Raw genomic sequence first — 19,209 nt, 5'->3', positions numbered from 1 at the left:
GATTCGCCGGTCAACCGCCGCTTCGGCCTGTGGATAACCAACCGTACGGCTGAGGGTGGCGGCCCGATCGGTGGGAACGCACGGGGCAACGCGAGCGCCACGCCAGCCCAGCCCCGGCGTCGGTCACTTGCGGTGAAGCCGTAGATTAGCTAGTACATGTGCCAGCAACGTGGCTGACAACGGTCGTAACCGGACGAGCTCTTCGACAGCCGGAACCCCGCCAGGTACGGCGGGAAGATGACATGTCGGAGAGACGGGCAACCCGGGTAAGGTCGCTCTCGACGGGTACGGCAGGGGCCGACGCTGGGCGTCGGCACCGGTCGGCCGGTTCCTTCAACGGCAGAGCGGGAAGCCACATGCCCAGCAGTTCGGGTTCATCGATCGACACGATCACCGAGGGAGGACGGGTGACCCAGGTCGGCGAGGGTCAGGAGGCAGACGAAAGCGCTCCTCCGGTCATGACCTTCGGTGCTCCCACGGCCGGTGAAGTCCTCGCCGAGCGGTACGAACTGGTTGAGCACATCAACAACGACAGCGCGGGTCGGCTGGTCTGGCGCGGGGTCGATGTCATCCTGCGCCGTCCCGTTGCCGTCGTGCTGCGTTACCCGGGTGGCGACTCCGCCACCGAGATGCTTCAGGCCGCCGTCGCGGCCAGCCGGGTCATTCACCCCAACCTGGTCGGCGTCTACGACGCCATCGACGAGGCCGACCGGGCCTACGTGGTGCGCGAGTGGGTCGATGGGCAGTCCCTGCGGGACCTGGCGACCGACGGCCCCCTGGACCCGGCTCGGGCCACCGCGATCGGAAACGCCGTCGCGAGCGCGCTCGCCGCGGTGCACGCCACCGGCATGGTGCACGGCAACGTCCACCCCGGCACCGTCATGATCAGCGATGAGGGTCGGGTGGTCCTGGCCGACGCCCGCACCGACGGCGCCGACAGCCAGGAGAACGACATCCGGGCGGTCGGGGGGGTCCTCTACTTCGCGCTGACCGGCTCCTGGCCGCACGCCGAGGCCCCACTGCACGGCGCCACCGCCGGCCACGGCCGCGCCGCCATCCCGGACGCTGTTCGGGACGCCGGGGGTGCCATCGCGGCACCGCGCCAGGTCCGGGCGGGCGTTCCGGCGTACCTGGACGACCTGACCATGGACCTGCTCGACGCCGAGATCGCGCCGCCGTCCTCCGACGTGCTCGCCGCGGAGCTGGCGCGACTGGACGTGCCGGCCGAGGATGAGCACTACCTCGACAACAGCGGGCCGCTGCGGTTCGCCGCCGAGACCGGGGAAGAGCCGTCGCCGCTGGCCGCGGCCGGGGGTCGCAAGGTCGCCGTCGGCATCGCTGGTCTGCTGGCCGTCGCCCTGGTCGGTCTGCTGATCGGGATCATCGCGTTGGGCGGCGACGACGAGGACCCGCAGTCCAACCCGGTCGCCGCGCCGACCTCCAGTGCCCCGGCCGGCGACGCCACCCCGGCCGCCGCGGCGACGCGCAAGCTGACAGTGAAGAACGTCCGGATCATCGACCCGGACAGCAAGGACCGCAGCGAGGTGAAGGACGCCGAGAAGGTCATCGACGGTGACGAGGACAAGGGCTGGGAGACGGAGACGTACGTCAACAAGCCCAACTTCGGCAACCTGAAGAAGGGCATGGGCGTCTGGATCGATCTCGGCGAGCCGCACACCGTCAAGTCGGTGCAGGCAGTGTTGTCGGCCACCAACGCGTCCGCTCGACTGCTCGCCGGCACGACGACCTGGCCGTCCAGCTCCAGCGGTGACAAGCAGTTGGTCGCGAGCTACAAGACCGCCATCGGCCAGCCGTTCGAGGACCACGACGGCACCACAATGACGTTCAACGGCTTCGACGCCGACACGAAATACCAGTACCTGCTGTTCTGGATCACCGAATTGGCTCCGGTCGAGGGTGGGTTCAAGCTGGGGGTGCAGGAGATTACGGTCCAAGGGTCGTGAGCCGGGCGCCACGATCCGGGCATCGCACGCACTGGACGTGGTGATGGACGGGCGCGCGGCCGCGAGTGACCTGGAGCTGCTGCGCGCGCACGTCGCCGGAGACCGGGACGCCTTCGCCGAATTGTTCCGCCGGCACCGGGACCGGCTGTGGGCGGTGGCCCTGCGGACGCTCGGCGACCGCGAGGAGGCAGCCGACGCTCTCCAGGACGCCCTGCTGTCGGCGCATCGGGCGGCGGCCCGGTTCCGTGGCGACTCAGCCGTCACCACCTGGCTGCACCGGATCGTGGTCAACGCCTGCCTGGACCGGATCCGACGCCGGCAGGCGCACCCCACAGTGCCGCTGCCGGACGGCAACCGGGCCGACGGCGGATCGGGCACCGGCGGGCTCGAACCGGCGGCGCCGGCAGCGGACCACGACACCGCGCTCGTGGTCCGCGAGGCGCTCGCCGCACTGCCCCTTGAGCAACGCGCCGCGCTGGTGCTCGTCGACGTCCAGGGTTATCCGGTCGCCGAGGTGGCACGCATCCTCGGCGTCGCCGAGGGGACGGTGAAGAGCCGGTGTGCCCGGGGCCGGGCCCGGCTGGCCGTGCTGCTCGGGCATCTCCGCCCCGCCGTCGTGGCGACGCCTTCGCACCGACCGGACCCCACTGCCCCGATCGCGGGCGTGCCCGGCGTCACGCCCGGGAACCCAGGCCCGGTGGAGGGCGTCGGATCGGGGTCAGGTCGATACCGGCGGGACGCCAACCAGGAGGACACGTGACGACCGAGGGGTTCCGGGCGGTCGACGCCGACCTCCTCGCTGACTACCTCGGCGGGGCGTTGGACGGCACCCCGCAGCAGGACGAGGTCGCTCTGCTGGTCTCCACCGACCCGTCCTGGGCCGAGGCGTACGGGCTGTTGGCCCCTGCCGTGGCCGAGGTGCGGACGGATCTGAGCCGCTGGGCCGAGCCGTCCCCGGAGATGCCGTCGGAGATCACCGACCGCCTCCTGGCCGCGTTGGCCGCCGCGAAGCCGACGAGCGACGCCTCGACCGGGCAGACCGGCGATCCGGGTGTCGACACAACCACGCCGTTCGTCGTACCGGCGCAGGGTGGAGTCGGTCGCCGACCGACCGCTCCGACGCCCGCAGAGCGCTGGGCGTCCACCGGGCCGGGCCGTCGACGGCGCGGCTGGGCCCGCCGTGGCGCACCCGTGGCCGCCGCCGCGATCGCCGTCGTCGCCGTCGGGCTGGGCCTCAACCAGCTCTCGATGCGGGCGTCGGACGACTCCGCCGGCACCGCCATGAACCAGCCGGCCAGCGCGCCGGAGGGCGTCGCGGGGGCCGGGACGGCCCGCACCACCGGCCCGGCACTGCGCAGTGGTACGAACTACACCCCGCAGACCCTTGGGGACGCCCACGGCCCTGATGCTCCGGCTGCCAGCCGGGCGACCGGCAACACCCCGGGCGGGCAGCCGCACGTGGATGCCGAGGGCGGACGCCGTCCGTCTCCCGACGGGTCGGACCAGCTCGCCCGGCTCACCGACGAGGCCGCGCTGACCAGCTGCCTGGCCAGCGTCGCGGCGGAACACGGGTCGGCCCCCCTGGTGGTCGAGGTGATCGACTACGCGCGGTTCCAGGGCGATCAGGCACTGGTCATCCACTTCACCGACGCGAACGGGGCCCGGTGGGCCTGGGTGAGCGGCCCGGAGTGCGGCGTGCCCGGGTCCGGCTCGGACAGCCGGTATTCGGCGCGGGTAGGGTGAATCCACGGTCGATGGCACGATGACCCCCCACGTGACCTGACCCACCGGATGCCCGGCTCGGGAATCCCCGGTTCGTACGATGACGTTCTGGAAGTCAGCTGCCGGCCCCACCCAGGCGTCGGCGACTCGGATCAGCATCGGTGCTCGCGCCGACGCCGAACACACACAACTCGGGAGACGGCAGTGGACGAGGTCCGCAACCTGATCATCATCGGCTCCGGGCCGGCCGGCTACACAGCGGCGGTCTACGCCGCACGTGCCAACCTGAAGCCGCTGATCATTGAGGGCGTGCAGTCCGGTGGCGCGCTGATGACCACGACCGAGGTGGAGAACTTCCCCGGCTTCGCCGACGGCATCCTCGGCCCCGAGCTGATGGACAACATGCGCAAGCAGGCCGAGCGGTTCGGCGCCGAGTTCCTCACCGACGACGTGACCCGGGTCGAGCTGGTGGACACCGGCGACGCCGGCTCCGGCGCGGTGAGCACCGTCTGGGTTGGCGAGACGGCCTACCGGGCGCGATCCATCATTCTCTCCACCGGTTCCGCCTGGCGTCCGCTGGGCGTGCCCGGTGAGCAGGAATTCCTGGGCCACGGTGTCTCCGCGTGTGCCACCTGTGACGGCTTCTTCTTCCGCAACCAGCAGATCGTGGTTGTCGGCGGCGGCGACTCGGCGATGGAGGAGGCCACCTTCCTCACCCGCTTCGCGGAGTCGGTGACCATCATCCACCGCCGCGACTCGTTCCGGGCCAGCAAGATCATGGCCGACCGGGCGCTGAGCAACGAGAAGATCAAGGTCGAGTGGAACAGCACCGTCGAGGAGATCCTCGGCGAGGACGGCAAGGTCACCGGCGTACGCGTCCGTAACGTGCACACCGGCGAGACCAAGGTGATGGACGTGACTGGCGTCTTCGTCGCCATCGGTCACGACCCTCGCAGCGAGCTGTTCCAGGGCCAGGTCGAGCTGGACGACGAGGGCTACGTGAAGGTCCACGCCCCGAGCACCCGCACCAACGTGCCGGGTGTCTTCGCCGCCGGCGACGTGGTCGACCACACCTACCGTCAGGCGATCACCGCAGCCGGCACCGGTTGTGCCGCAGCGCTCGACGCCGAGCGGTTCATCGCGACGCTCAGCTGAAACAAGGAACACATCCCGGAGGAGGGGCATAGTGGGAACAACCAAGGCGGTCACCGACAAGAGCTTCGTCGCTGACGTGCTGCAGGCCGACAAGCCGGTGCTTGTGGACTTCTGGGCGGAGTGGTGCGGGCCGTGCCGCAAGGTGTCGCCACTGCTCGAGGAGATCGCCCGGGAGATGGGTGACCAGGTCACCATCGTCAAGCTCAACATCGACGAGAACCCGGAGACCGCCCGGGCCTACCGGGTGATGTCGGTGCCGACCCTCACCGTCTTCAAGAACGGTCAGCCGGTGCAGTCGATCGCTGGCGCCAAGCCGAAGGGCGAGCTGGTCCGGCTCATCGAATCGGCCCTCTGAGCAGCAGAAACATCAACCGAACCCCGTACCCGCTCGTCGGGTGCGGGGTTCGGTGTCTTCCCGGCCGTACCGTCGACGTATTTCCCGGCCCAGCCACCTCGCCGCCTGAGAGCGCATAGCCTCAAGCCTGGGCCGCCCGGCCAGCGAGTGTCGTGCAGAGGGGGTCGTGCGTGCGTCCGATCCGACCCGGTGACCGGGGACCCGCGGTCACGGAGATCCGTACCATCCTGACCGGCCTCGACCTGCTGGCCGCCGCCGACCCGCACACCGACGAGTTCGACCTCGACACCGAGCGGGCGGTCCGCGCGTTCCAGCAGTCGCGGGGGCTCAGCGTGGACGGCCGGGTCGGAGCGGAAACCTGGCGCGCCCTGGATGCCGCCCGTTGGCGGCTCGGCGCCCGCACCCTCTACCACGCGGTCCCCGAACCGCTCACCGGCGAGGACGTCCGGTCGCTCCAGGAGCGACTGCTGGAGATGGGGTACGACACGGGCCGCGCGGACGCCATCTACGGTGTCCGGACGTCGCGGGCGCTGGCCCAGTTCCAGCGTGAGGTCGGGCTCACCCCCGACGGCTCCTGCGGCCCGCACACGATGAACGCGCTTCGCCGGATCGGCCGCAAGGTGGTCGGTGGCCGCCCGCAGTGGCTCCGCGAATCCGACGCGATCCGGCAGTCCGGGCCGGCGCTGGTTGGCAAGACTGTCGTCATCGACCCGGGGCACGGGGGCACCGACCCCGGGATGGTGGTGCCCGACGGCTCACTGCGCTGGACCGAGGCGGACCTGGTGCACGACCTGGCCAGCCGACTGGAGGGACGCCTCGCCGCCTCCGGAGTGCGGGTGCAGCTCACCCGGGGCCCGTCGCCCGACAGCTGCCTGCCGGACACCGACCGGGCCCTGCTCGCCAACTCGCTCGGCGCCGACGTGTTCATCTCGCTGCACCTGGACGGGCACGCCAACCCGGATGCGGAGGGCGTGGCGACCTACCACTACGGCACCGACAACGGGGTGACCTCGGCGACCGGTGAGCGCCTGGCCGGGCTCGTGCAGCGGGAGATAGTCGCCCGCACCGGGCTGCGGGACTGCCGCACCCACGCCAAGACGTGGGAGTTGCTGCGACTGACGCGGATGCCCGCCGTCCGGGTCGAGGTCGGCTATCTCACCTCTCCGACGGACCGCGCCCACCTCGTCGACCCCCGGTTCCGGGACCGGGTGGTGGAGGCGATCGTGGCCGCTGTGCAGCGGATGTACTACCCGATCGAACGAGACGTCCCGACCGGATCGCTCGACGTCAGCGAACTGCGTGCCGTGGTGACCGCCGGCACCGTGGTGGACTGATCAGCCGGCGTCAGCCGTTGGTGGAGCGGGTGGCCGGGGCGGGACGGACCGGGCGGAGCAGGGTTTCCGGGCTCATCGACCCGAGCAACTTCTCCAGCGCGTACTCGACGTCGGACTTCCAGCTCAGCGCCGTACGCAGCTCAAGACGCAACCGAGGGAAGCGCGGATGCGGACGTACGGTCTTGAAGCCCACGGAGAGGAAGAAGTCGACGGGGGCCACGCAACCGCCGGCAGGGTCGTCCGCGTCGCCGAACTTGGCGTCGCCGAACGCCTCGATCGCCTTGATCCCACGCTTGGTGAGATCCCGGGCGACACCCTGCACCAGCATCCGGCCCAGCCCGCCGCCTGAGAACGCGGCGACCACGTTGGCGGTCATCAACAGTGCCGCGTCCGCGGAGACCGGTGAGGTCGGAAACGCCATCGAACGGGGCACGTAGGCGGGCGGGGCGTACATCACGAAGCCGGCCGGCATGCCGTCGACGTACGCGAGCTTGCCGCAGGAACCCCACTCCAGCAGCGTCTGGGAGACCCACGCCTCCTTCTCCAGGCCCGGATCGCCAGCGGCGCAGGCGCGCTCCGCGGAGACCGGATCGAGCTCCCAGTAGACGCACTGTCGGCAGGGGCGCGGGAGGTCTTCCAACGTGTCGAGGGTCAGGCTGACCAGACGTCGCGACATATGGCGCATCCCCACAATAGGCTCGGTGGTGAGACCGGCATGGAACGACAGCGCCGCCTTCCTGCCCCCGACGAGCGATCGTACGCCGCCGATCGACCATACGGGAGGGGACGCGCGAATGCCCACCGCGACGGGGGACGCCGAGGACGGTCCGCGATGTGGTCGATCTGCTGCGGTACGGCGGCAGCACGACTCAGGCGGACTAGGATCGACAATCGGTGTGTCCGCCGCCATGGTCAGCGGTGTGCGGGGTACCCGGGGCGGGAGCCACTCGAGCAGCGATCGAGGTGAGGTCATGACCGGCACGACACTCGACGACTACACCGACCGGTACGCCCGGCGGGTACGCGGGATGACCGCCTCCGAGATCCGAGCACTGTTCGCGGTGGCCAGTCGTCCGGAGGTCGTCTCGCTCGCCGGTGGCGCACCGTACATCGCCGCCCTTCCGCTGGACGCGGTCGGCGAGATGCTCGGCCGGCTCGGTTCCGAACACGGCGTGAGCACCCTTCAGTACGGCATCGGTCAGGGCACCCTCGAACTCCGCGAGCGGATCTGCGAGGTGATGTCGCTCTCCGGGATCGACGCCGCGTGCGGGGCCTCCCCGGAGGACGTCGTCGTCACCGTGGGCGGGCAGCAGGCACTGGACCTGGTGGCCCGACTCTTCCTCGACCCGGGTGACGTGGTGCTCGCCGAGGGGCCGACGTACGTCGGTGCGCTCGGCGTGTTTCAGGCCGCCCAGGCGCAGGTCGTCCACGTACCGATGGATGCGGACGGGCTGATCCCGGAGGCGCTGGAGACGGCCATCGCCGACCTGGCGCGCGCGGGCCAGCGGGTCAAGTTCCTCTACACGATCCCCACCTACCAGAACCCGACCGGCGTGACGCTCAGCGAGGAGCGCCGGGAACGGGTGCTCGACATCTGCGAGCGCGCCGGCCTGCTCGTCGTCGAGGACGACCCGTACGGCCAACTGGGGTTCGAGGGTGAGGCCCCGGCCCCCCTGCGGGCCCGCCGCCGCGACGGCGTCTTCTACCTCAGCACCTTCTCCAAGACCTTCGCCCCCGGGCTGCGGGTCGGCTGGATCCTGGCGCCGCACGCGGTCCGCGACAAACTGGTCATCGCCAGCGAGGCGCAGATCCTCTGCCCCAGCGGTTTCGCCCAGGCCGCGGTGGCCACCTACCTGAGCACGATGCCCTGGCGGCAGCAGCTCAAGGTCTACCGCGAGGTCTACCGGGAACGCCGCGACGCCCTGCTCGACGCAATGGCCGACCTGATGCCCGAGGGCACCAGCTGGACCACCCCGGCCGGCGGTCTCTTCGTGTGGGCCAGCCTGCCTGACGGGCTCGACTCCAAGGCCATGATGCCGCGAGCGGTCGCCGCCCGGGTCGCCTACGTTCCCGGCACCGGCTTCTACGCCGACGGCACCGGCACCGACGCCATGCGGCTCAACTTCAGCTTCCCGCCTCCGGAGCGGATCCGCGAGGGCGTCCGCCGGCTGGCCGGGGTGATGGAGCAGGAGATCGCGATGCGCCGGGTCTTCGGTGCCGTGGGTGGTGGTGCCGCCGGGCGACGCGGCCGGGCCGGCTCCGACGTGCCCGGGCCCGACTTGGCATGATGCCGGCATGGCTACGACCGCCGAGCACCTCCTCGTGACCGATTCCGCCATCTCGGCCGACCTGCGCGTCGTGGTGCTCGCCGGTGGGCTTTCCTACGAACGGGACGTGTCGCTGCGCTCCGGTCGCCGGGTGCTCGACGCGCTGCGCGCCGTCGGGGTGGAGGCCGAGCTGCGGGACGCGGACGTGGCGCTGCTGCCGGCGCTCGCAGCCGACCCGCCGGACGCGGTGGTGATCGCACTGCACGGCGCGACCGGCGAGGACGGCTCACTGCGCGGGGTGCTGGATCTGTGCGACGTGCCGTACGTCGGCTGCGACGCTCGGGCCTCCCGGGTCGCCTGGGACAAGCCCTCGGCCAAAGCGGTGCTCCGCGAGGCCGGCATCCCCACCCCCGACTGGGTGGCGCTCCCGCACGATCGTTTCTCCGAGCTCGGCGCGGTCGCCGTCCTGGACCGGATCGTCGACCGTCTGGGCGTACCCCTGATGGTGAAGCCGGCACAGGGCGGGTCCGGGCTGGGCGGGGCGGTGGTCCGGGACGCCGCCGCACTGCCCGCCGCGATGGTCGGCTGCTTCGCGTACTACTCCACCGCGCTCGTGGAGCGGTACGTGCCGGGGATGGACGTGGCAGTCTCCGTCGTCGACCTGGGCGACGGCCCGCAGGCGCTGCCCCCGGTGGAGATCGTGCCGCGTAACGGCGTGTACGACTACGCCGCCCGCTACACCGCGGGGCGGACCACCTGGCACGCCCCCGCCCGGCTGGACCCGGAGGTGGCTGCCACTGTCGCTGACGTGGCCCTCGCCGCGCACACCGCGCTCGGTCTACGGGACCTCTCCCGCGTCGACGTGATCGTGGACGCGGACGGCCAGCCGCACGTGCTGGAGGTCAACGTCTCCCCGGGGATGACGGAGACTTCACTGCTTCCGCTCGCCGTGCAGGCGGCCGGGCTGGACTTCGGCCGACTCCTCGGCACCCTGGTCGCCCGAGCAGCCGCCCGCCTCACCAGGCACTGACCTACCCGCCAACCCCTTCGGCGGGGCGGACCAACCGCGGGCCGACCATGAAGTTGGCCTTGGCCTGCCGAGGTCAACCTCATGGTCGGTTCCAGATCAGTGAGTCGCGCGTACGTCGGGAGTGCCGCTGCCGTCGGTGCGCGCCTCGCCCGGAGTGCCGACGCCCTTCTCGGGAGCGTTCCTGCTGACGGCCTCTCCGAAGGCTTCTCCGTTGGCCGGGTCCGACGCTGCCGCGCTGGCGGATCCAGCCTCGTCGGCGCTGCCGCCGGCCGGGCCGACGTGCGGCCCGCCGGTGGGCTTCTCCGCCGAGCCGACGCCGTGAGGTCTGTCGGTGGGCATCTCCGCCAGGCCGGCGCGGAGTCCGTCGGTGGCCGTCGTGGCGGCGCTGCCGGATGCCCCGCTGCCGGATGGTGCGGTGGTGGAGTCCCGGGTGCTGGCGGCCGGAACGCCGGGCAGGTCGGTGGCAGATGCCGTCCGAGCGGGTTCAGCCGCCGGACGGTTGACCGTGCCCGACTGGGCGGGCTCAGCCGCGCGGCCGGTGACGGTGGTCGTCGTCGAGCCGGCACCGGCGCCGGGGTCCGCTACCGGCTCGGCCCGGGGGGCGCCGTCGGCGTCGGTCGGATCAGGAGTGGAGTCGAGGGGCGGTTCCGGGATCTCCTCTGCCGCCTCGATGACCGAGACGGCCTCCGTCCCGGCTGCTGCCGCTGAGGCAGCCTCCGCTGCCGCAGCGGCGTCCGCGGCGGCGGACTGGGCCAGCAGGCTGGACGGCGCCTGCCACTGGATGCGGGGCGGCTCGGCGAGCGGGCGGCCACCGAACTCGGCGAGCCAGGCCGCGACGAGCGCCAGATTTTCCCGCCACTGCGCCTCGGAGATCGGCGGCAGGATCGAGTCCCACAGGGACAGGAACGTGCCCCGCAACTGAAGGCGGCCGTACGGACGAGCGAGGAACCACATGTGCAGATGAGCCGAGCCGTCGCCCCAGCGATTGACGTGCACCCGTGCCACGCCGTCGAGCGACCGGATGGCCCGCTCCAGACGTACCGTCATCACCCCCAGCTCGGCAGCCAGCAGGTTCGGCAGGTCGCCGAGGTCGAGGTGGGTGCGCGATTCCAGGATGAGCACCATGGGCAGGCCGGTGGGCCGGTCCATCGCGCGGACCCGCCACCGCTCGCCCACCCAGATATAGGCGTCGTCGGGTGCGTTGCAGGCGGTGCATTCCCGGAGACCCTCGCCCTTCCGGGGCGGTTCGACCGGGACCGGATCATCGAGTTGCTTCACGTGGAGGTCACCCTCGAAGGGAAATGACGGCCACTGGGTGAAGTCCGGGACTGAGGGAGGGTTGTCGTGCACGACGCTGACCCTAACCGAGTCTGGCACCGCTGTCCCTACCTGATCGAGCGGTCCCGGGCCACCGGATCGGTGCCCACCGCCGGCCGGCTGCTCGTGCTCGCGCAGGCACCGAGAGGCGATATCCACAGGCTGCCGAGATCCTGAACACAGGCCGTCATCCACAGGCTCACACCCGCTCCCACGCGCTGTTTCACGTGAAACGGGGGGTGCCTGTGGACAACCGGTGTGGATAACTTTTCGGCCAGTCGGTCGTTGTCCGCGAGCCTCCAGATCGGCGGGTTCGACGGCCACCGGAGACGGAATCCAACGGGTGCCTTCCGAGGGGCTCCGCCGTGCCACAGTCGGAGCGGTATCCGGCCGCCGGCGACCGTCCGCCGGCTCATGTGGCCTACGCAGGCACCGACGGGTTGGCTCGTTCGCCGACCCGCACCAAGCACAGACCTCGATCGTGCGGTCTGGATGCCCGGAGGCCCGGATGCTCTGAACGCCGAAGGACGGAGAGATCGCACCGCAGCACCGACATCGAGTCTCTGAGGTGAAGGGGTCACGCCGCTTGTACTAGCCACCCCAACCCCGGGTTTCGATCGGTGCCAGCGAGCCGCTGTCTCGGTTTCACGTGAAACCGCGTGCCCGGCGGCCGAGGCGATCCGGGGGCGGGCTCGCGCTTACGGCCATCACCGCCGACGCCGCGCGTACCCACGGTCGGTAGGCGCGTACGCGGCCTAGCGACGTGTACCTAGTTCACGAGGTGTCGCGGTGTCGCGGTGTCACGCTCGGCGGCCCAGCACCCGGCGGTCCAGCGGCCCAGCCAAGGTCGCTGTGAGGCTGCTCCGGAAGACCCAACCCCGATCGCGGGCCTCGGCCCCCTACCGATAGCCACGGAGACGTCGTTTCGCGCCACTCAGCGGCCCGCTGGCGCTTTGATCGGCGCTAGGGGCAGTTGCGGACGAGTGGACCTTCCCGGAGGCTTCTGCGAGGCGTGTAGAGGTTCCATCAACGCCCGCACTCACCCAGCGGCCGCCGCCAGTCGCGAGCCACGCGCCCCGTCGCCAGTCGCGCCACCGCGCCCGCCCGTCGCTGCGTCCGCTCCGCCACCAGCCGCTCACGACACCAGGCCACGTCGCCCACCGCCGCGCGCACCGCCTAAGGGCGCCCTCGCCGCTCGCCGATTGCTTTCGCACCTGCCGGCCAGCGCGACCAACCGGACCCTCCGGCCCCGCCCCCGTTCAACTTCCTGTTCTCCTGCGGCAGAAGCGGGACCCCTGGTTGGCTGGGCGACCCGAGGATGGCAACGGGTCCACGATCAGGCCGATCTCGGAATCAGGTTTGACGCCTGTTTCACGTGAAACAGGCGTCGACGCCGGGGATGCAGAACGGCCGCGCTCCCGGTGGGGTGGCGCGGCCGTAGGCGAGCGGGCGGGTCAGTCCTCCCCGCTCTCCTCCTGTTGCACTCCGATGATCCCGACGATCCGCTCAAGGTCGTCCACCGTCGCGAACTCGATCGTGATCTTGCCCTTGCTCCGGCCGATGTCCACCTTCACGCGGGTGTCGAACCGGTCGGACAGTCGATCGGCGAGATCGGTCAGGGCCGGCGCGTGCGCCTTGGGTCGCCGCTTCGCGGCCTGACCTTTCGCCGGCCCGTCGTTGAGCGCCAGGGCCACGATCTCCTCGGTCGCCCGAACCGACAGCCCCTCGGCCACGATCCGCAGAGCAAGCTGTTCCTGCGCCTCCGCCTCGTCGAGGCTCAGCAGGGCGCGGGCGTGCCCCGCCGACAGGATGCCGGCGGCCACTCGGCGCTGCACCTGTGCGGGCAGGTTCAGCAGTCGGATCGTGTTGGAGATCTGCGGGCGACTCCGGCCGATTCGGCGGGCCAACTCCTCGTGGGTGGCCCCGAACTCCTCCAGCAGTTGCTGGTAGGCGGCGGCCTCCTCCAGCGGGTTCAGGTTCGCCCGGTGGATGTTCTCCAGCAGGGCGTCGCGGAGCATCGCGTCGTCACGGGTGTCTCTGACGATCGCCGGGATGCTCTCCCGCCCCACCGCCTGGGCGGCCCGCCAGCGCCGCTCGCCCATCACCAGTTCGTACTTCTCGTCGTCGAGCTGCCGAACGACAATGGGCTGGAGGAAGCCGACCTCCTGGATCGAGGTCTTCAGCTCCTCCAACGCCTCCTCATCGAAGACCTGGCGGGGCTGCTTCGGGTTGGGCATGATCGCGTCGACCGGGATCTCGGCGAATCGAGCACCGGGCACCGGGCTCAGCACGGGCTCCGGCTCGCGGATCGGCGCGCCAACGGGCACAGCGGCGACGGCTTCGGTGCTGCCGCCGTCCAGGTGCTCGTTCTCCGGCTCGGCCGTCGCGGTGCCAGCGACACCCGGCGCGGGCCCGGTCGGGATCAGCGCCCCCAGGCCCTTACCCAGACCGCCCCGAGGACGGTTCTTCATGCGACGCCTCCCAGCGACTCGTCCGCACTACGCATTCCGGCCCACCGGCTCCTTGACGCCTCGCTCGGCGATCTCCTGGGCGGCCTCGAAGTAACTCGTGGCGCCCCGCGAACCGGGATCGTAGGTCATCACCGACTGGCCGTAGCTCGGCGCCTCGGAGACCCGGACGTTGCGGGGGATGACCGCCTGGAGCACCTTGTCGCCGAAGTGGTTCCGGACGTCCTGCTCGACGGCGTCGGCCAACCGGGTGCGACGGTCGTACATGGTCAGCAGGATGGTGGAGACATCGAGCTTCGGGTTGAGGTGCTGGCGTACCAGGTTGATGTTGTTGATCAGCTGGTTGAGCCCCTCCAGCGCGTAGTACTCACACTGGATCGGGATCAGCACCTCCTGCGCGGCGACCAGCGCGTTGACAGTGAGCAGGCCGAGCGAGGGCGGGCAGTCGATGAAGACGTAGTCGAACTCGCCCGGGTAGGCGGCGATCGCCCGGTCCAGACGCGACTCCCGGGCCACCACCGACACCAGCTCGATCTCCGCACCCGCCAGGTCGATGGTCGCGGGTACGCACCAGAGGTTGGGGATGCCCTCGACCGCCTGCGCCACCTCGGCCAGCGGCACGCTGTTGATCAGGCAGTCGTACACGTCGGGGATTCCGGTGTGGTGTGGGACGTTGAGCCCGGTCGAGGCGTTGCCCTGCGGGTCGAGGTCGACCACGAGCACCCGGTTGCCGTGCAGGGCGAGCGCCACCGCAAGGTTGACGGTGGTGGTGGTCTTACCCACGCCACCCTTCTGGTTGGCGACGCACATGACCCGGGTCCGGTCCGGCCGAGGCATTGTCACCTCGCCACTGGGATTCAGGATCTGCACGGCGCGCATCGCCTCCATAGCCAACGGTGGGTCATCCTCTTCGCGCGTCGGGGTTTCACGTGAAACGTACGTGGGATCGGCCGCCACGGCGGCCAGCGACTCGGTCGAAGCGACCGGGGCGTCGGCGACCACCGGCCCGGCGTCCCGAACGGCCGCCGCAGTGGGTTGGTGGGGGACGGCCGGCTCGAAGCGAACCGCCGCGGCGGTGTTTCGGCGACCTGAGGTGGACCGCACCTCGGCGGCGTTGACGGGTCGACCCGACGCCTCCGGCGTCCGGCGACCACTCGCCGGCTCCGGAATGGTCGAGCCCTCCGGCCGCCCGGCACCCGAGGGCGGGTCGAGCACGGCCGGCGGATCGCCGTCGGTAGGTCGGGTAGATGGCCCGGTCGCGCCGGGCGACCAGCTCGGGTAGTCGGTTTCACGTGAAACGGGATCGCTGGGCGACCCGGTCACGCGTGGATCGTCGTACCTGCCGTCGTCATGCACCTGTCATCCCTGCCCGCTTCGGATGGTCGGTCCGCGCCCCGGTCAACTTGGCCGCATCCTCGCCCGCAGCCCCGGGGCGTACGGCCCGCGGGAGCGGTCGGAGACCCGCGACGTCCGTCACCCGCTCCACACTATCGACGCGCGGTCAGCCTACGGCGGACGGGCGCGGCCGGTCCACGTCGGGTTCTCATCCCCTCGTCCATCCGTACCGGTACAACGAGGCAACCCACCGGCCGGAAGCCCGATGGCGCGAAGTGTCAACCTCGGCGGGAGCGTCCACTCCGGGCGCGCTTCTTGGCCGCCGGGCGGGCCGGGCCGACCATCCGCTCGCGCACGATCTCCACGACCGTGGTGGGCGGATCGATCACGCCGACGCCGCAGAGCTGCACGGCCGGCTCCCCGCCGCCGAGTCGCGCCACCACCTCGGCGTGCTCCTCGATCTCGGTGGCGGCGGACGAGCCCTTGAGCGCCAGCAGCCGACCACCGCGAACCGCCAGAGGAAGGCTCCAGCCCGCGAGCCGATCCAGGGGCGCGACGGCGCGCGCGGTCACCACGTCTCCGCTGATCGGCTCCCGGCCGCTCGACCCGCTGGCCGCCTCGTCGGCCCGACCGCGGAACACCCGCACCGACCTGGCCAGCCCGAGTCGCTCGACGACCTCGATCAGGAACGACGTCCGCCGGGCCAGCGGCTCGATCAGGGTGACAGTGAGGTCGGGGCGGGCGATGGCCAGGACGAGACCCGGCAGACCGGCGCCGGAGCCGACGTCGAGCACCGTCGCCCCGGCCTGGATCCGCTCCGCCACCGCGGCGCAGTTGAGCAGGTGCCGGTCCCAGATCCGGGGTGCCTCCCGGGGGCCGATCAGGCCGCGGACCACCCCGTCGGTGGCCAGCAGTTCGGCGTACGCGGCAGCCAGGTCGAGACGGTCACCGAAGAGCGTCAGCGCGGCCGGGGCCAGCTCGGGCGGCAACGCCGCGTCGGCCGGGGACGGGGCGGTGTCGCGCCCTGCCGAGTCGGCATCGGCGTCGCCCGTGGCGGGGTGGACAGCGGACGGCCCGGGCGGCGTGCCGCCCGGGCCGGACACGGCATCGGCCGTGTTGTCGTCGTGGGTCACCCGGTCAGTCCGCGGGCCGTACGACGATGCGCCGGTTCGGCTCCACACCCTCGGACTCGCTCGCCACGCCGGACATGGCGTTGACGACGTCGTGCACGCACTTGCGCTCGAACGCGGACATCGCCTCCAGGCGGACCGGCTCGCCGTACTCCTTGACCTTCTCGACGGCGTTCTTGGCGACCGCGGCGAGTTCCTTACGGCGGTTCGCCCGGTAGCCACCGACGTCGAGCAGCAGACGGCTCGGCGTACCGGTCTGCCGGAAGACGGCAAGACGGGTCAGTTCCTGGAGCGCCTCCAGGGTGGCGCCGCGCTGACCGACCAGATTCTGCAGCCGCTCGCCGACCACCTCGACCATCGGACGGCCGGCGGCGACCAGCTCGTCGATGTCGCCGTCGTAGTCGAGGATGTCAAGCAGGCCCTCGACGTAGTCGGCGGCGATCTCGCTCTGCCGGAACAGGTCGCCCTCGCCCAGAGCCTTCTTCACCCGGGTGCCGGCGGCGGTGTCGGTGTCGTCGTCCGCCTCGGTGTCATCGGCTTCGGTGTCGTCACCGTCCACCGCGATCGTGGCGGTCTCCTCCTCGTCCACTGACTGCTCGGCGCGGGGGATGCTGGTCTCGGTCACGGTCTCATCTCCGTACTCGCTCGGCCGGACCGTCGGGTCCGACTGGTTTCCCGGGGCCGGCTGGAGGTTGCCGGTGCCCACAGGCACGTCTGTACGGGCAGTGTCGCCCGTGGCCGCGCGGTGCGCGGTCGGTTCCGCCCGGCGCCGGCCGTACGGCGGCTGCGCGGTGCGGAACGGGCCGCCGCCGGATCGCCGGCGACGGCCCTCGCTGGTCAGCCCTGCCGCTTGGCGGGGCGGCTCTTCTTCGGGTTGTTCACCGGCTTGGCGCCCGGCTTCGGCCCGGCAACCTTGGGCGCGGTCGCCTTGACCGGGGCCGGCGGGGTGGCCTTTCCGCGACCGAACAGGCCACCGGACTTGGCCGGCTGCACCGGGTTACGGCTGGCGGCGGGCGCGACGGCCTTCTTGGCGGTCACCGGCGGCGGGAACTTCCGCAGCACCCACTGCTGCTGGCCCAGGGTGAAGAGGTTGTTGGTGACCCAGTAGATGATGACGCCGATCGGGAAGATCGCGCCGGAGATCAGCAGCGACGCGGGGATGCCGTAGAGCATCAGTCGCTGGATCATCCGCTGCTGCGGGTCCTCGGCCCAGCCGGTCTTGAGGATCATCTGACGGCTGGTCAGGTAGGTGGTGGCGATCATGACCAGGACCAGGACACCAGCGATGATCTTCACGGTGTTGCCGTTGGCGCCGAGGCTGGCCAGTTCGTCGGCCGTCGAGCCGAACTTGCCGGCGATCGGGGCGGTGAAGAGCTTGGCCTGCGAGGCGCTCTGGAACTGGTCGGCGGTCCAGCCGTAGAGGGTCTGGTTCTGCTTGTCCGGGTCGAGCCGGCGCAGCACGTGGAAGAGGCCCAGGAAGACCGGGATCTGAAGGAACATCGGAAGGCAACCCATCAGCGGGTTGGCCTTCTCCTTCTTGTAGAGCTCCATCATTTCTTTCTGGAGCGTCTCCCGGTCACCCTTGTGCTTCTCCTGAAGCTCCTTGACCTTGGGCTGGAGCGCCTGCATCGCCCGCTGGGACTTGATCTGCTTGACGAAGACCGGGAACAGGATCACCCGGACGGTGACGACCAGGAAGATGATGGACAGGATCCAGGCGAAGTTGGTGCCGATCACCGCCCCGACGGGCACCCCGATGGCGTCCCAGGCAGAGTGCCAGGTCAGCAGGATCCACGAAATCGCGTAGTAGATCCAGTCGAGACTCAGACTCAATTCGGGGCTCCAGTCACATCAGCACGGCGGCGGCCGCCCGGCTCCGGCACCGGGTCATGTCCACCAGGGTGAAAGGGGTGGCAGCGCAACAACCGCCGGGCCGCCAGTACGGCTCCCCGGAGCGCGCCGTGCCGAACGACCGCCTCCTGGGCGTACGCACTGCACGACGGGTAGAACCGACAGCGAGCCGGCAGTGCCGGACTTATCCACCGACGGTACGCGATGATGGGCGCGATCAGCACCTTGGCACCGGTTGTCGACGGCCGTCGGCTGCTCTGCTCGGTGCCGCTCATCGGGCCCGCCGTTCGCGCGGCGACCGGGCGACCGCGATGGCGGCGTCCAGGTCGGTGGCGAGCCGAGGGTACGACGCCTGCGCGGCGGCGGGGAGCGCCCGGACGACAAGGGTGCTGCCGGCGGGCAGGTCGGTCAGCCGTTCCCGGACCAGCGCCCGCAGTCGGCGCCGGACCCGGTTACGGGTCACCGCGTTGCCGACCGCCTTGGACACGACGAAGCCGGCACGGGACGGCACGGACGACTGCTCCGCACTGGTGTCCCGTACCGGCTCCGGCAAGGTCGGTGTGCTGGGGTCGACGGTCACCGGCACGCTCAGGTGGACCACGACGGCACCACGTCCGGCGCGTCGACCACCGCGAACCGCTGCGGCGAAGTCAGTGCTGCGCCGCAGTCGCTGTGCGGCGGCCAGCACGACTGCCCACGTCCCCTGGACCGGCCCGGTCGGCTCAGGCCGACAGGGTGGTGCGACCCTTGGCGCGACGGCTCGACAGGATGGCACGGCCGGCACGGGTGCGCATGCGCAGCCGGAAGCCGTGGGTCTTCGCGCGCCGGCGGTTGTTCGGCTGGTAGGTGCGCTTGCTCACGTCAGGCTCTCCGTTTTCGTACGCGCCCCGCGCGACGGGATCGCCGGGGTCGTGTGGTGGTCCAGGCCACCTCGACGGTGGCCCACGATCGGTGCTGTCCGGCGGAGCGGGACCTCGGCGATGCGGGGATTCGACCGCGGACAGCAAGCACCCATCACCCTAGCAGAGGGCGAGAAAGCAGCCATTCCAGCCTACGCAGGGGTGCAATGACCGTCAAACACCCCGAGCAGGGGGACAACGGGACGCGCCCGAGGCCGAAGGGCGGTTTTCACTGATGCCGACAAGGCCGTCGCCGCGTCGCCGGTTGATGGCGCAGGGACAACGCTGTTACCGTGCCCGATTGCGGTGAGCGTCGGAAGCTCCGGTCGTCGCGCAGGCAAGACCGGACATGGCAGTGAATCGTTCGGCACGGTGAACCCGC

Annotated in this window: 18 protein-coding genes; 8 read left to right on the top strand and 10 right to left on the bottom strand. The window is 71.0% G+C overall.

Annotated features, from left to right (window positions below; genetic code table 11):
• The first annotated feature begins 356 nt into the window (after positions 1–356).
• From ACGF3C_RS04665 to ACGF3C_RS04640, 6 genes are all read left to right on the top strand, one after another.
• Positions 357–1,964 (top strand): protein kinase family protein, encoded by a 1,608-nt coding sequence (locus ACGF3C_RS04665; RefSeq protein ID WP_357226065.1) that lies wholly within the window; start codon positions 357–359, stop codon positions 1,962–1,964.
• Positions 1,965–2,007: 43 nt separating this feature from the next.
• The gene (sigM, locus tag ACGF3C_RS04660) at positions 2,008–2,724 is read left to right on the top strand and encodes an RNA polymerase sigma factor SigM (protein WP_357226061.1); all 717 of its coding nucleotides are present in this window, start codon (positions 2,008–2,010) and stop codon (positions 2,722–2,724) included.
• Positions 2,721–3,707, top strand: coding sequence for a hypothetical protein (locus ACGF3C_RS04655; protein WP_393218707.1), 987 nt, complete (start codon positions 2,721–2,723; stop codon positions 3,705–3,707). The genes sigM and ACGF3C_RS04655 overlap by 4 nt, the downstream gene beginning before the upstream one ends.
• Positions 3,708–3,890: 183 nt before the next feature.
• Positions 3,891–4,841, top strand: coding sequence for a thioredoxin-disulfide reductase (gene trxB / locus ACGF3C_RS04650; protein WP_091396582.1), 951 nt, complete (start codon positions 3,891–3,893; stop codon positions 4,839–4,841).
• Positions 4,842–4,872: 31 nt separating this feature from the next.
• On the top strand, positions 4,873–5,196 hold the full coding sequence (gene trxA / locus ACGF3C_RS04645) for a thioredoxin (protein ID WP_030331849.1): 324 nt from the start codon (positions 4,873–4,875) through the stop codon (positions 5,194–5,196).
• A 170-nt stretch (positions 5,197–5,366) separates the two neighbouring features.
• Entirely contained in the window at positions 5,367–6,530 is a 1,164-nt protein-coding gene (locus ACGF3C_RS04640; protein WP_357205154.1) for an N-acetylmuramoyl-L-alanine amidase, read from the top strand.
• A gap of 10 nt (positions 6,531–6,540) precedes the next feature.
• Here ACGF3C_RS04640 and ACGF3C_RS04635 read toward each other — a convergent pair whose 3' ends face one another.
• Positions 6,541–7,206: a GNAT family N-acetyltransferase gene (locus ACGF3C_RS04635; RefSeq protein WP_355004547.1), complete on the bottom strand. Its 666-nt coding sequence runs from the start codon at positions 7,204–7,206 to the stop codon at positions 6,541–6,543.
• A 295-nt stretch (positions 7,207–7,501) separates the two neighbouring features.
• Here ACGF3C_RS04635 and ACGF3C_RS04630 point away from each other — a divergent pair, with 295 nt between their 5' ends.
• Together ACGF3C_RS04630 and ACGF3C_RS04625 are read left to right on the top strand one after the other, a co-directional pair.
• Positions 7,502–8,818, top strand: coding sequence for a PLP-dependent aminotransferase family protein (locus ACGF3C_RS04630; protein ID WP_393218702.1), 1,317 nt, complete (start codon positions 7,502–7,504; stop codon positions 8,816–8,818).
• Positions 8,819–8,825: 7 nt separating this feature from the next.
• The gene (locus ACGF3C_RS04625; protein ID WP_357226049.1) at positions 8,826–9,827 is read left to right on the top strand and encodes a D-alanine--D-alanine ligase; all 1,002 of its coding nucleotides are present in this window, start codon (positions 8,826–8,828) and stop codon (positions 9,825–9,827) included.
• Positions 9,828–9,923: 96 nt separating this feature from the next.
• On the opposite strand, the gene ACGF3C_RS04620 is transcribed toward ACGF3C_RS04625, so the two are convergent.
• The 9 genes from ACGF3C_RS04620 to rpmH form a co-directional block, all read right to left on the bottom strand.
• Complete coding sequence (locus tag ACGF3C_RS04620) at positions 9,924–10,952, bottom strand: hypothetical protein (RefSeq protein WP_393219096.1); 1,029 nt, start codon at positions 10,950–10,952, stop codon at positions 9,924–9,926.
• Positions 10,953–12,598: 1,646 nt separating this feature from the next.
• On the bottom strand, positions 12,599–13,615 hold the full coding sequence (locus ACGF3C_RS04615; RefSeq protein ID WP_393218698.1) for a ParB/RepB/Spo0J family partition protein: 1,017 nt from the start codon (positions 13,613–13,615) through the stop codon (positions 12,599–12,601).
• A 27-nt stretch (positions 13,616–13,642) separates the two neighbouring features.
• Positions 13,643–14,614: a ParA family protein gene (locus ACGF3C_RS04610; RefSeq protein ID WP_258395651.1), complete on the bottom strand. Its 972-nt coding sequence runs from the start codon at positions 14,612–14,614 to the stop codon at positions 13,643–13,645.
• Between the two features lie 611 nt (positions 14,615–15,225).
• Positions 15,226–16,080, bottom strand: a complete 855-nt coding sequence (rsmG, locus tag ACGF3C_RS04605; protein WP_357225355.1) for a 16S rRNA (guanine(527)-N(7))-methyltransferase RsmG — start codon at positions 16,078–16,080, stop codon at positions 15,226–15,228.
• 4 nt (positions 16,081–16,084) lie between these two features.
• The gene (locus ACGF3C_RS04600; protein ID WP_393218695.1) at positions 16,085–16,702 is read right to left on the bottom strand and encodes a protein jag; all 618 of its coding nucleotides are present in this window, start codon (positions 16,700–16,702) and stop codon (positions 16,085–16,087) included.
• A 212-nt stretch (positions 16,703–16,914) separates the two neighbouring features.
• Positions 16,915–17,904, bottom strand: coding sequence for a membrane protein insertase YidC (gene yidC, locus ACGF3C_RS04595; protein ID WP_357225384.1), 990 nt, complete (start codon positions 17,902–17,904; stop codon positions 16,915–16,917).
• A 2-nt stretch (positions 17,905–17,906) separates the two neighbouring features.
• Positions 17,907–18,203 carry a membrane protein insertion efficiency factor YidD gene (yidD, locus tag ACGF3C_RS04590; RefSeq protein ID WP_393218692.1) on the bottom strand — a complete coding sequence of 99 codons (297 nt, stop codon included), beginning with the start codon at positions 18,201–18,203 and terminating at the stop codon, positions 17,907–17,909.
• Positions 18,200–18,616, bottom strand: coding sequence for a ribonuclease P protein component (gene rnpA / locus ACGF3C_RS04585; protein ID WP_357225364.1), 417 nt, complete (start codon positions 18,614–18,616; stop codon positions 18,200–18,202). The genes yidD and rnpA overlap by 4 nt, the downstream gene beginning before the upstream one ends.
• Before the next feature lie 34 nt (positions 18,617–18,650).
• On the bottom strand, positions 18,651–18,788 hold the full coding sequence (gene rpmH, locus ACGF3C_RS04580; protein ID WP_007453904.1) for a 50S ribosomal protein L34: 138 nt from the start codon (positions 18,786–18,788) through the stop codon (positions 18,651–18,653).
• Positions 18,789–19,209: the final 421 nt, after the last annotated feature.

The sequence above is a fragment of the Micromonospora sp. NPDC047762 genome, assembly GCF_043204655.1.
Classification (GTDB): Bacteria; Actinomycetota; Actinomycetes; order Mycobacteriales; family Micromonosporaceae; genus Micromonospora.
The sequence above is the reverse complement of the archived record's forward strand: the minus strand, read 5'-3'. Positions and strand labels throughout refer to the sequence as shown.